The organism is Sulfurimonas sp. (genome assembly GCF_034005705.1).
Lineage (GTDB): Bacteria > Campylobacterota > Campylobacteria > Campylobacterales > Sulfurimonadaceae > Sulfurimonas.
Genome location: NZ_JAVEUF010000017.1, coordinates 1 through 12,863, shown reverse-complemented (window position 1 = coordinate 12,863; position 12,863 = coordinate 1). Strand labels below are relative to the sequence as shown.

Here is a 12,863-nt window from a genome sequence, read left to right as displayed (position 1 = left end):
TAACTACTAGGCAGCAGATCGGCACTACCTTAAACTTTTTACTTGGTCAAAAAGATCTAAGCGTAGTAGTTTTCGTGATGGCGATACTTGCCATAATCATCGTTCCTCTGCCATCTTCCATACTGGATGTTTTACTTACGGTCTCTATGGCTCTTGCGGTGCTTATTCTGCTAATATCTCTATATGTCCCAAAACCGACCGACCTGACTACTTTTCCGACACTTATACTTATACTTACGCTCTTTAGGCTCGCTCTTAATATTGCGACCACCAGAATGATCCTAAGCCACGGTCATGAAGGCCCGGACGAGGTGAGCAGCATTATTAACAGCTTTGGAAACTTTGTTGTCGGCGGAAACTATGTCATCGGTATAGTCGTATTCTCCATTTTAGTTCTTATAAACTTTATGGTAATCACAAAGGGTTCAACAAGGGTTGCAGAAGTTGCTGCACGTTTTACGCTTGATTCGATGCCGGGTAAGCAGATGGCGGTCGATGCCGACCTAAATGCAGGACTTATCGACGATGCAGAGGCAAAAAGAAGAAGAGCAGAGATCCTCCAAGACGCAAACTTCTACGGAGCGATGGACGGTTCGTCTAAATTCGTAAAAGGTGACGCGGTCGCAGGTATAATCATCACTCTTATCAACATCATAGGCGGCTTTTTAATAGGTGTCTTTCAGCATGACATGAGCGTTGGAGACAGTGCTACAACATTTACTCTTCTAACAATAGGTGACGGCCTTGTAGGACAGATACCCGCTCTTATAATCTCAACCGCGACAGGTATCATGATAACCCGCTCATCCGGAGAGGGAGACAACTTTGCCGAGGGCGCTATAAACCAGATAACCGGCAATGCAAAGATAATGATGATCGTAGGTTTCATTATGATCCTTTTTGCTCTTGTCCCGGGTCTTCCGACCGCATCTATGGGCTTTGTCGGAATTTTGTTTGCTCTTCTTGGCTGGTCTGTCTACAAATATGAAAAAGGCGAGCTAAGTATTCTTGACGTAAACAATATTCTCTCAAAGACCAAAGAGCAAGAAGCAAAAGAGAAGGCTCTTCGTCCGGCTAAATCGAATGAAGAGATAGCCAAAGAGGAGGAGAGCGCTCTTGAGGATATCCTAAAAGTGGAGATGCTCGAACTAACACTCGGCTATCAGCTTATCCGACTGGCAGACAGCGCACAAGGCGGCGATCTCTTAGAAAGAATCCGCTCGATGAGAAGAAAGATAGCATCCGACTTCGGCTTTTTGATGCCTCAGGTGCGCATAAGAGACAATCTCCATCTCCAGCCCCAACAGTACCAGATACTGCTTAAAGGGATACCTATCGGCGAGGGGACTATTATGCCTGACAAGTTCTTGGCAATGGATAGCGGCATGGCAACCGGAGAGATCAAGGGTGAGAGAACAAAAGAGCCTGCTTTTGGTCTTGAAGCGCTTTGGATCGCACCTGAATTAAAAGAGGATGCGATCATAAACGGCTACACTGTCGTAGACCCGGCTACAGTTATCTCTACACATATGAGTGAGCTTATCAAGAAAAATGCCGAAGATCTCTTGACCCGTCAAGAGGTTCAAACTCTTGTCAACAAGATCAAGAACGACTTCCCTATTATTGTGGACGATGTTACAAAAGTCGCTTCAATCGGACTTATACAAAGGGTTCTCAAAGCTCTTCTGCATGAGAAAGTGCCTCTTAAAGATATGCTCACCATCCTTGAGACAATCGCAGATGTCGCCGAGTTTACGAAAAACGTTGACATCATTACCGAGCAGGTGCGCGCAAAACTATCCCGTATCATTACAAAGATGTACTCGGGCGAAGATGGGGTAATAAGACTTCTGACATTTGACACCCCTTCAGAGCAGCTGATGCTTGAGAAGTCTCAGGAGCGTGACGGCACTAGAAACCTTATGCTAAACGTCGGTGAGATAAATGCTCTCATACAAGCGACCAGTGCCAAGGCTGCGGAACTGCTTCAAAAAGGGATCTCTCCTGTCGTAGTAATAGTCGATCCTCAGCTTCGCCGCGGGGTTGCAGAGATATTTGAGAGGTTCTCGCTTGACGTTGTAACACTCTCGCATGCAGAGATCGACTCAAGTGCCACATTTGAAGTAATGGGCTCGATCTCAATAAAAGAACAGGATAAATAATAAGTAACCTCTTAATTCTCGAAAAACAAAGTTTTTTCTAAAGAAACTTCGTTTTGTAGCTTTAGGGGGTTGTAGGGACATCTGTCCCTGCCATTAAAACGGACGCGTTCGTTTTAATGCATAACATCAAATAAAAATAAGAAAGAGAATAATGAATAACAAAATAGTGCACCACCTATCACATACGGACCTTGACGGTTACAGCTGCCAGCTGGTAATGAAACAGACACCATATACACTTTTTAACTATAACGCAAACTACGGAGCAGAGGTAAAACAGACGCTTGAACTGATCTTGCAAAACATTAAAAAAGATGACAAAGAGGCTTCTATACTTATTACCGATCTAAATCTAAACGCAGATGAGGCAAAGTGGCTAAATGCAGAGGTTGAAAAACTTAACGAAAAAGGCAAGAAGATAACGCTAAAACTTCTTGACCACCACGGAACGGGCGAAGAGAGCGCAAATAAATACAACTGGTACTATTTAGACACTTCTAGATGCGCTACAAAAATAACTTACGACTATGCAAAAGAGCACTTTGAGTTTGAAGAACCGGCCTGGATGGAGAAGTTTGTCAATATAGTAAATGCCGTTGATTTGTGGAAGATGGAGGAGAAGGAGAACTTTGAATACGGCAAGGTCTGTATGCGTCTTGTCTCTGAGATGAGAGAGCTTAATAAAGTTATGTTTGCACAAGATGATAATAACTACAAACTCTCTTTGCTCCTAGAAGCAGTAAAGTACATCGACGAAGAGAACGCTCCTATAATTTTAGATGAGAATATCCATAAAATAAAGAAAAATTTCTTCAAAAAGGACCATGACGACACACTTGATAACCTAGCAACTGAATATATAGTTGAACTACTGGGCAGAGCAAGGGATGAGAAGACCATTTACTACAAAGGCTATAGAGGCTATTTAAGCTACGGTGTCGGCAATACATCCATAATAGGAAACGGCTTTTTGCTTGCATATCCAGAGTATGATTTTATTGTTGATATCAGCTACCGAGGAACCCTGAGCATAAGAGCAAACAATACTGTTAATGTCGCGCTTATATCAAAAGAGTGGACTGGCGGCGGCGGACATCCCAATGCTGCAGGCGGCCGTATTGTAGGTTTTAAAGAGCAGTACAGATACGATAAAGTAAAAGCTCAGATCGAGAAGATAATCAATGAAAAAGAGTCCGTTGCCGGAGAACTGGAGTATAAAAAAGAGGGCTGAGCCTAGCTCTAAAAGCCCTAATTGTTGGCGAAGTATCTCTCGATGCCGTCAGCCAGACCAAGAGCCATCGTTTTTAAATAGTTCTTATCAACAAGACGTCTTGCTTCTTTGGGATGAGTAATAAATCCGACCTCGACCAAAACGGAAGGCATCTGTGCACCTACCAAGACCCAAAAAGGACCTTCGCGGACTCCGCCGTCTTTTACACCGCTATACTTTTTAGCAAGAGCTCCCAGCATCCCTCTTTGCAGATCAATCGCCAGTTTGTTTGATGCTACTGTATTGTGGTGGTTCAAAAAATTCAGATAACTGTCTTTTCCATATATGTTCATATCGCTCAGATCTGCCGAATTCTCTTGTGCCGCAACCTTTTTTGCTCTCTCCGAGCGTGATGGAGAGAGGAAGTAGCACTCCACTCCGTGCACTTTTTTTGCATGTTTGCCATCGATCGCATTTGCATGGATGCTGACAAAAATATTCGCTCCCTTTTTGTTTGCAAACTTCGTTCTATCGCTTAGCTTTACAAATCTATCCGCAGTTCTTGTCATATAGACCTTATAACCGCGCGATTTTAAGATCTTTTCAAGCTCTTTTGCCACATCAAATACGACGATCTTCTCTCTATACCTTCTATAACCTACGGCTCCCGGGTCTTTTCCACCATGACCCGGGTCTATAACTATCACCTTGCCCCTGTCTCTTTTTATCGGCACAACACTCTCTAGGGCAGGAACTACTTTGCTTGTTTTTGTCTTTAGCTTTACCTCTAATGTTTTAGAGTCTACACTGTGCGAGACTTCTATTTTTTCGCTGTGATCTATCACCAGCCTTAGAATCTGAGGATCAAACTGCGCTATCTTTATTCTGTCTATATCGTTGCTTTTAATATTTTGGGAGTCTGTAAGCATAGCGGTCTTGATATCAAAGACATATCTGTATCTGCCCTTGATAGTATCGTGAAGCGTAAAGTGTTCGATCTGCGAAGATGCAAGCTGCTTGTCGAACTCCAAAAGCAGAACATCCTCTCTCCACTCTGCCGATTTTAGTCTATGCAGAGGATCGACATGAACATCTTCTATATGCTCACTCTTCTTCATCTCTTTTGGTTCAGGTTTATTGTAACTGCTTTTTTGCAAAAGGGTCTTAAGCTCTTGTGAGTACTTAGATACATCGATGCTGAGTCTCTCTCCGCTCTTTACTATCCCCCTTAAAGCCTCAAGCTTTAATGAGCTGTCGTTATCGACCATTGAACGAAGATAGAGAGTTTTGTAGTCATCGTATGCCCGAAAAGTATCGCTTGTAGAGCTGCTCTTCATATAGCCGTCTGCTCTTTTTAAGAGCTCGCTGTTTGTCGAAGCCTCTAACGAGATAAAAAGTAAAAAAAAGAGTAGAAAAAGCTTAAGCATCACCCTTCTATTCACCGTTGACTAATTTATCCATTAACTCTTTTACGGAGATTATCTTATCGAGTCTGTATCCGTTCGTGCCTGAGAAAAAGAGTCCCGTTTCAAGATTTCCGTTGTATGCGTCACTGAGTCTGTCTGCGATACAGTAGCCAACCTCTTTTGCCTCTTCACCGCGGTTACACGGAGCAACACAGTTTGAGATACACTTTATGGCAGGACCCTCTCTCTTCTCGACAAGAGCGGTCAGGTTCGTTCTAACTCCTTGAGCAGGATAGCCGACAGGCGAAGAGAATAGTTGAATATCCTCTTTTTTTGCATCTAAAAGTACTTGCTTAAAGTTCTCATGCGCGTCACACTCATGAGTTCCGATAAAGCGTGTCCCCATCTGAACGCCTCTTGCACCCAGAGACATCATCTCATCTATATCGCTCTTATCCCAGATCCCGCCTGCCGCTATTACGGGAATATCGCCCCACAATGCAGCCTCTTCGACAACAGGCTTTACAAGATTTTCAAGCTGGTTCTCCGGCATCTTGCACTGCTCATAGGTAAAACCCTGATGTCCGCCGCTTTTTGGACCTTCCAAGACAACTGCATCAGGAACTCTGTTGTATCTCTGTTTCCATCTCTTGCAGATTATCTTGAGCGCTTTTGCGGATGAGACGATGGGAACAAGTGCCACATCCGGATACCCCTCGGTGAACTCAGGCATATTTGTAGGAAGACCGGCTCCCGTTATAATGATATCTATGCCGCTCTCACAAGCATCACGGACAACTCTTCCGTAGTCGTTTATAGCATAGAGAATATTTGCCGCAAGAGGTTTGTCGCCGCATATTTTTCTGGCATTTTTTATAATGGCGTCAAAACCCTCTTTTGAGTAAAAACCAAGAGCATCAAGCGGTCTGTCAGCTACAAGTTTTGAGGCATATTTTTTATTTTCATAGTAACCTGTTCCAACAGCGCTGATAACACCCAGTCCGCCCTCTTTTGAAACGGTTCCGGCAAGCTGGTCCCAGCTTATACCGACACCCATTCCGCCTTGAACTATAGGTTTTTCTATGATATATTTACCGATTTTCAATGCTTTATAGCTCATTAGTTTACCTTTAACTTTGCAAATTTTCTTTTTCCGACTTGGAGGATATACTCCCCCTTGCTTAATTGTAGCTGCTCGTCGTTTACTTTCTCTTGATCAATTTTAACAGCACCTTGCTTAATATCTCTTCTCGCCTGAGATGTTGATGGTACTAGATTACAGTCAACAAGGGCTTTTGCGATCCAGATCGCTTCATCGGAGCTGTACTCGTCTATCTCTGTAGGGATCTGGTTGTTTGCGTGCACTTTTTCAAACTCGGCTTTTGCGGCGTCTGCTTGCTCTTTTGAGTGAAATCTGGCAGTAATCTCCAAAGCAAGGTCCTCTTTGACCGCTTTTGGATGAAGAGAGCCATCGATCACACCCTTTTTTAAATCTTCTATCTCATCTAGTGTTTTTGCGCTCAGCAGTTCGTAATATCTCCACATCAACTCATCAGAGATGCTTAAGATCTTGCCGAACATATCGTTTGGCTCATCCGCTACGCCTATGTAGTTGTTTAAAGATTTACTCATCTTCTGTACGCCGTCAAGACCTTCTAAGATAGGCATCATCAAAACCGACTGCTCTTTTCCTATCTCATACGCGCGCTGCAGATGACGTCCCATAAGAAGGTTAAACTTCTGGTCGGTCCCCCCTATCTCGATGTCACTCTTTAAATGCACGCTGTCATACCCTTGAAGAAGAGGATAGATAAACTCGCTTATAGATATAGAGGTACCGCTTTTGTATCTTTTGTCAAAGTCGTCACGCTCCAGCATCCTCGCAACGTTAAAAGTTGTTGTAAGGGTGAGCATTCCGGAGGCCCCAAGCGGGTTTATCCAATCAGAGTTAAACAGAACTTCCGTCTTGGAAGGATCCAGTATCTTAAATACCTGCTCCTTGTAGCTCTTTGCGTTCTCCTGTATCTCTAGCGCGCTGAGCGTTTTTCTTGTAGCGCTCTTTCCAGATGGATCACCGATCTGTGCTGTAAAATCACCGATAAGAAACTGTATGCTTGCCCCATATTTTTGAAATATCGCAAGTTTTTGCAACAGTACAGTGTGCCCCAGATGCAGATCAGGTGCGGTCGGGTCAAACCCCGCTTTTACCGTATAGGTCTTCCCCTCCTCAAAATACGCTTTTAATAGTTTTTCGATTCTCTCATTGTCTATTATCTCGGCTGTGCCTCTTTTTATCTCTCGTAAAGCTTCTTGTAACATAATTCTCTGTTTTTCCTATTTTTATTTCTATTTGTATGCATCATCGGTGCGGATTAGATGTATCACTTTTATTTTTTGCTCGATTTTACCACGAAGCAAGTTAATATCAGCTTCTTTACTCTCAAAGCCTATCTCACAATACTTCGTAGTCTCGCTTCTGTTTTTGCCCAGCTCTATCTGCGTTATATCAATTTTGAGTTTTGCAAGATAGTTTAAAAACTCCGCCAAAGTACCTACTCCGCTGTGAAGAGAGACTATCATATTGTAGTTAAACGTATTTAGCTTCTGCCATCGTATAAACACCATAGGCTCATGGTTTTCAAGTTTTTTCGAAGCGCTTGAACACATCTTGTGGTGCACGTGCGCTTTGCCCTTCTCCAAAAATGCCATTATCTCGTCGCCGTTCTTTGGATGACAGCAGTAGTCAAAAACAACGTCGCTTACGCTTGAGGTGCTGTAAACCTCAAGGTCGCCGAAAGTATAACCCTTTATCTTGAACCTGTGCCTTGATAAAAATCTTTTAAATCTGTTGTTCTGATTTATCTCTGTTATGTATTTATGGATCACTTCGCGAAAATGCTCAACATCGGTAGCGATGGTTGCTACTTTCTCACAGCCGTTTTTCTCGAACCACTCTTCGACCCTGGAGTGGTTAAGGTTCATAGCGGTAGCTACTATGCTCACGCTTGATCTGGAGTTTATGTCTCTTATTCTGGCATTGCATTTGTACTTCATATTTGTTTTTGCTTTGGAGGTCTTTACCGCGTCGATCCAGCTGCATCTGGTTATACTGCTCTCTCCGACCTCTATCTTTACTATATCTCCGTTATGAAGCTCGTTTATAAGTGAGGTTTTTGTTTTGTTTACCAGAGCAGACTTTGCGTGGTTCCCGACATGGGTGTGAACAGCGTAAGCAAAGTCGAGGACAACTGCACCGCGAGGCAGCGTAAAAGCTTCACCCGTAGGAGAAAAAACAGATATGTCTTCGCTGTAGAGGTCATTCTTTATCAGATCATAAAACTCCTCAACGGATTCGTTCTGATAACCTAGATTGTTAAGCCAGTCAAGCTTTATGTTCTCGTTTGAGCCACTCTTATACTTCCAGTGTGCCGCAACACCAAGCTCTGCGGTTTTGTGCATATCGTAAGTTCTTATCTGCACTTCAAAAATTGCCGTATTATAAAAAACGGTCGTATGGATAGTTCTGTACCCGTTATCTTTAGGTACGGCTATATAGTCCTTAAACCTTGAAGAGAGAGGCTGAAAGTGCAGATGGATAAGTCCGAGTATCTTGTAACACTTGACGGCATCATCGGTAAGAATTCTTACCGCCAAAAGGTCAAGAACCTCATCTATGCCCACACCTTTTCTCTGCATTTTTAAGTAAATAGAGTATTTATGCTTAACGCGTGAGAGTATCTCAAACTCATCTTCGCAAAAGCCGTTTTGAACCAGAACCTTGTTTATCGACTCTTTAAACTCGTCAAGCTTCATCTCTATTGCATGATAGTTAGTCTCAAGGTAGCTGTCTATATGGCGTTTCTCCTCTTTAAAAAGGTATGAGAAGCTCAAATCTTCCAGCAGGTTTTTTAAAAAAGAGATTCCGAGACGGTGGGCTATGGGGGAGTAGACGACTAGCGTCTCTTCTGCGATTCTCTCCTGTTTTTGTGCAGGAAGAGCATCAAGGGTCAGCATGTTGTGAAGTCTGTCGCAAAGTTTTACGACAAGCACCCTGACATCTTTTATGCTTGCAAGAAGCATCTTTCTAAACGAGAGTGCCGATGCTACCAGTTTTTCGTTGGAGTTAGAGGGGATAAGCTCGGCATCCCTGATGCTGTCTATCTTTGTAAGACCTTCGACCAGATGTGCTACATCATCGCCAAAAAGATCTTTGATCTCATCAATATTTACATGCGTATCTTCTACGATGTCATGCAAAAGCGCGGCAATTGCCATAGCTTCGTCATTTGTAATAGATGAGACAATAGCCGCTACTAAAATGGGATGGACAACATAGGGCTGACCACTTTTTCTAAACTGCTCTTCATGAGCAGACTTAGAGTACTCTAGAGCCTTCTGTAGAGCATCGCTTTTAGGCATCTGCTCAAAAAGACACTCTGTAGCCGAGTCAACATTATCTATCTCTTTTATTTTTTCGATATCCATTTGACCCAGACTCGATTAACTACTTTTTGTTGTCCGCAAAGCCCTTGATCGTTATAAGACCTTCAGCTATCTCCATCAAAGCCAAATCTGCAACTTTAACATTTTTTGAAACATTGAGCTTTGTCGATGCGCCGTTTAAAAGCTCATCCGTTCTTTTTGCAACAGCTATCGCAAGCTGGTAACGATCCATATTCGGGTTGTTGTCTAAAATCTTTGCTGTTAACTCTTCTACTCTCATTGTATCTCCTTAAATTTCGTAATTATTTTACTATTGAACAGTTTTGCATATTTCCGTTTTGCAAAATATCCAAAAGATTGCCTTTTTTAAACATATCGCACACCAATATCGGAAGTGAGTTGTCTTTTGCCAATGCGATAGATGTGTCATCCATAACTTTGATGTTATCCGAGAGTGCCTGCTCATAAGAGAGTTCGGAAAGTTTTACTGCATCGCTGAACTTATTCGGGTCTTTGTCGTAAACTCCGTCAACTTTTGTTGCTTTGATTATTACCTCGGCACCGATCTCTACCGCTCTTAGGGTTGCCGCAGTATCTGTGGTAAAAAACGGGTTGCCCGTTCCTGCTGCAAAAATTACGACACGCCCTTTTTCCAAGTGGCGGACAGCACGGCGGTTGATATACGGCTCAGCTATCTGCTCCATCTTAATAGCGGTTTGCATACGGACTTCCAATCCAGCGTGCTCACAAGCTTCCTGCATAGCTATTCCGTTTATGACGGTAGCTAACATTCCCATATAGTCACCTGAAGTTCTTTTAATGATTCCGTCTTGAGCAGCGGTAACTCCGCGAATAATATTACCGCCTCCGATAACGATTCCGACCTCGATACCGGCGTTCACAAGTGACTTTATCTCCTGTGATATATAGTTTAGAATCTTCGTGTCAATTCCATGACCCGCTTCTCCTGCAAGAGCTTCACCTGAAAACTTAACCAAAACCCGTTTGTTAGCCATGCACTTCCTTTATCTGCAAATCCGCGAATTGTACTTAAACTTGGCTTTTGTTTTGCTTTGTTTTTTAAGCTGAGCAAAATTATTTTTATTGAGAGACCAGATAAATATGCTAAACTAACAGATAAGTTATCTACACACAAGGCAAGAGCATGAATTTTATAATAAAGCTTTTTAAAGCACTCAACTCAGGACAGACTCCGTGGCAGGTGACACTGGCGATTGTTTTAGGTATGATTATGGGGCTTACTCCTCTAAGCGGAGTACAAACTGCTCTCATTCTATTTTTGGCACTGCTTATAAATATACACTTCGGTCTTTTTCTGGTCTCTAGTGCATTTTTTGCAGGTGTCGGTTATATTTTTGATCCGCTTTTTGAATCATTCGGATACACGCTTCTCAGTGCCCAGGGACTTCAAGGGCTATGGACTGCGATGTACAACAGCGGCATTATGCGCCTTACATACTTTAACAACACCATAGTCCTTGGCTCATTTGTAGTTGCTATTGCTCTCGCACTTCCTCTTTACCTTATCTTGAACAGAGTCATAGATACCTCACGAGGTAAAATCGTTCTTTTTATGGACAGATACCCGCTTTTGGCAAAGTTTGGCATTCTTAAAAAAAGCGACAAAAAAGACAGCACATTTCGCATTATGGGTGTAGGCGTATTTGCCGCAGTAACTGCCTTGACTCTTGCAGTTGCCATGCTTGTGATAGACCCTGTAATAAAGTTTGCGCTTGAAAAAGGGCTCTCAAGTGCAACTGGCAAAGATGTGCTCATTAGAGATGTAGAGACAAGCTTTGGCGATGCCTCTTTGCGCATAACTGATCTTGAAGTGCAGGACGACAACGGCAAAACCAACAGCGTAAGTATCCAAAATATCTTGGCCGATCTCGATTTCAATGCGCTTCTTTTAAGAAAAAAACATATGGAGCTCGTGCAGGTGAGTGGCATCGGCTTTGACACGCCAAGCTCAAACCCGAAACCATCTTCTGCAAAAGAGCAGACAGGCACGGCTGAATCAAGTACATCCTCATTCGCAATGCCCCAAATAAAACTGCCGACTCCAAAAGAGCTTCTTGCAAACGCAGATCTGAAATCTCTAAAAGTTTATAACCAAGCTCAAAAAGAGATAGATGAGATAAAGGCGAAATGGGAGAGAGTCTCCAAAGAAGAGCTTAGTTCAAATAAACTGGATGAGTATAAAAAAGATCTAGAAGCTATAAAGTCGGCTTCAAAATCAAAAGACCCCACGCAGCTTTTAAAACTGAAAGATGACATTACGGCATTTAAGAAGAAGATAGATGCGCATAAAGCAAAGCTCGCATCTATTAAAAAAGATTTTGCGGATGACAAAGCACGCATATCCAAACTTATCAGCGAGATAAAAAATGCTCCGCAGAGTGATTACAACAATCTTAAAAGTGCCTATTCACTCGATAGCAGCGGCGCTATAAATGTCGTTGGCACTATCTTTGGCGAGAAGATAAAAGAGTATATAGCAATGGCAAAAAAATATTACACACTTGCCCAGCCGTATATGAAAAGCGAGGCAAAAGTCGAGCCTCCAAAACCTCCGCGCGGAGAGGGGAGATGGATAAAGTTCAAAGAGGAGGTTCCCTCTCCTGATATCTATGTTGCAAAAGTGGATCTGAGCGGAAAGCTTAAGAGTCAAGATTTTACGGGAACTATAAATGACATAGCAGATGACCAAAAACTTCTTGGCAAAGCAACTACCTTTAAAGTGACAAGCGATGGAGATGTCGTAGAGAAGTTCGTGCTTGAAGGCAAAGATGACAGACTCGGTGAAGTGGCTCACGAAAGTGCGGTGTTTGGCGCAAAGAGAGTACCTCTTGACAACCTTGTTCTCTCTTCTGTGACTCTTAAAAAGAGCGATATCGCTCTTCGTGGGAGCGCAGATGTCTACGGCTTGTCAAAACTGGAGCTAAAGAGCAGCCTTGATTTTAAAAATGCGGCTGTCTCGATGGAGGGGCTTGATGAGAAGTATTCAGACATTGTAAACTCCACCCTCTCGGAGGTAAAGAGCTTTTACGTAAAAACAGATGCGACAGGCTCGTTAGAGTCTCCTGCAGTGGATGTTACAACGGATCTGGACAAAAAAATATCGCAAGCACTCAGCGGCGTTTTTTCAAAAGAGGCGAAAAAGTATGAAGCTCAGCTGCAGACGATGTTAAATGAGAAGATGCAGGAGCAGCTAAAAGGAGTCAACGGCTCCGCTTCAGGCATTCCTGACATCAACTCTCTTGTGGGTTCACAAAGCGGCGCACTTGAGAAACTGCTATCTGAATCAAGCTCTATCGGCACAGGTTCTGCTACCGACTCTATTAAAAATCTATTACCTTTCTAAACAATCATAGATGCAAGATATGCTTCTTGCGTCTATTTTCTCTTCATTGATTGACAAGCGTTATATAATTCAATATACTACGGTTTAAAACTTAAACTAGGGAATATGATGCAAAACAGTGTCAACGGCCGTTTATGGATAAATAAATCTGAGCACAACTTTCTAGGGCAAGGCCGAATGGAGCTTTTGATGCATATAGAACAGGAGGGTTCTATCACAAAAGCCTCAAAGGCGATGAAGATGAGCTACAAAGCCGC

9 protein-coding genes are annotated in these 12,863 nt (G+C 42.8%); 3 read left to right on the top strand and 6 right to left on the bottom strand.

Annotated elements, in window-relative coordinates; all coding sequences use genetic code 11:
• Positions 1-17: 17 nt before the first annotated feature.
• Both flhA and RBR61_RS08460 read left to right on the top strand, forming a co-directional pair.
• A complete protein-coding gene (gene flhA, locus RBR61_RS08465; protein ID WP_320343588.1) occupies positions 18-2,162 on the top strand; it encodes a flagellar biosynthesis protein FlhA in 2,145 nt (714 codons plus the stop codon).
• Between the two features lie 151 nt (positions 2,163-2,313).
• Entirely contained in the window at positions 2,314-3,393 is a 1,080-nt protein-coding gene (locus RBR61_RS08460; protein ID WP_320343553.1) for a phosphoesterase, read from the top strand.
• Between the two features lie 17 nt (positions 3,394-3,410).
• On the opposite strand, the gene RBR61_RS08455 is transcribed toward RBR61_RS08460, so the two are convergent.
• From RBR61_RS08455 to pyrH, 6 genes are read right to left on the bottom strand one after another with little or no spacing between them, the layout of a single operon-like run.
• Positions 3,411-4,799 (bottom strand): N-acetylmuramoyl-L-alanine amidase, encoded by a 1,389-nt coding sequence (locus RBR61_RS08455; RefSeq protein WP_320343551.1) that lies wholly within the window; start codon positions 4,797-4,799, stop codon positions 3,411-3,413.
• Between the two features lie 7 nt (positions 4,800-4,806).
• Complete coding sequence (locus RBR61_RS08450; protein WP_320343550.1) at positions 4,807-5,898, bottom strand: nitronate monooxygenase family protein; 1,092 nt, start codon at positions 5,896-5,898, stop codon at positions 4,807-4,809.
• A complete protein-coding gene (gene tyrS / locus RBR61_RS08445; RefSeq protein ID WP_320343549.1) occupies positions 5,898-7,097 on the bottom strand; it encodes a tyrosine--tRNA ligase in 1,200 nt (399 codons plus the stop codon). The genes RBR61_RS08450 and tyrS overlap by 1 nt, the downstream gene beginning before the upstream one ends.
• Positions 7,098-7,124: 27 nt before the next feature.
• Complete coding sequence (locus RBR61_RS08440; RefSeq protein ID WP_320343547.1) at positions 7,125-9,263, bottom strand: RelA/SpoT family protein; 2,139 nt, start codon at positions 9,261-9,263, stop codon at positions 7,125-7,127.
• Between the two features lie 19 nt (positions 9,264-9,282).
• Positions 9,283-9,501 (bottom strand): DNA-directed RNA polymerase subunit omega, encoded by a 219-nt coding sequence (locus RBR61_RS08435; RefSeq protein WP_320343545.1) that lies wholly within the window; start codon positions 9,499-9,501, stop codon positions 9,283-9,285.
• Between the two features lie 22 nt (positions 9,502-9,523).
• Entirely contained in the window at positions 9,524-10,237 is a 714-nt protein-coding gene (gene pyrH, locus RBR61_RS08430) for a UMP kinase (protein ID WP_320343544.1), read from the bottom strand.
• A 149-nt stretch (positions 10,238-10,386) separates the two neighbouring features.
• Between pyrH and RBR61_RS08425 the strand changes: the two genes are divergently transcribed.
• Positions 10,387-12,606 carry a TIGR03545 family protein gene (locus RBR61_RS08425; RefSeq protein ID WP_320343543.1) on the top strand — a complete coding sequence of 740 codons (2,220 nt, stop codon included), beginning with the start codon at positions 10,387-10,389 and terminating at the stop codon, positions 12,604-12,606.
• Positions 12,607-12,863 lie beyond the last annotated feature (257 nt).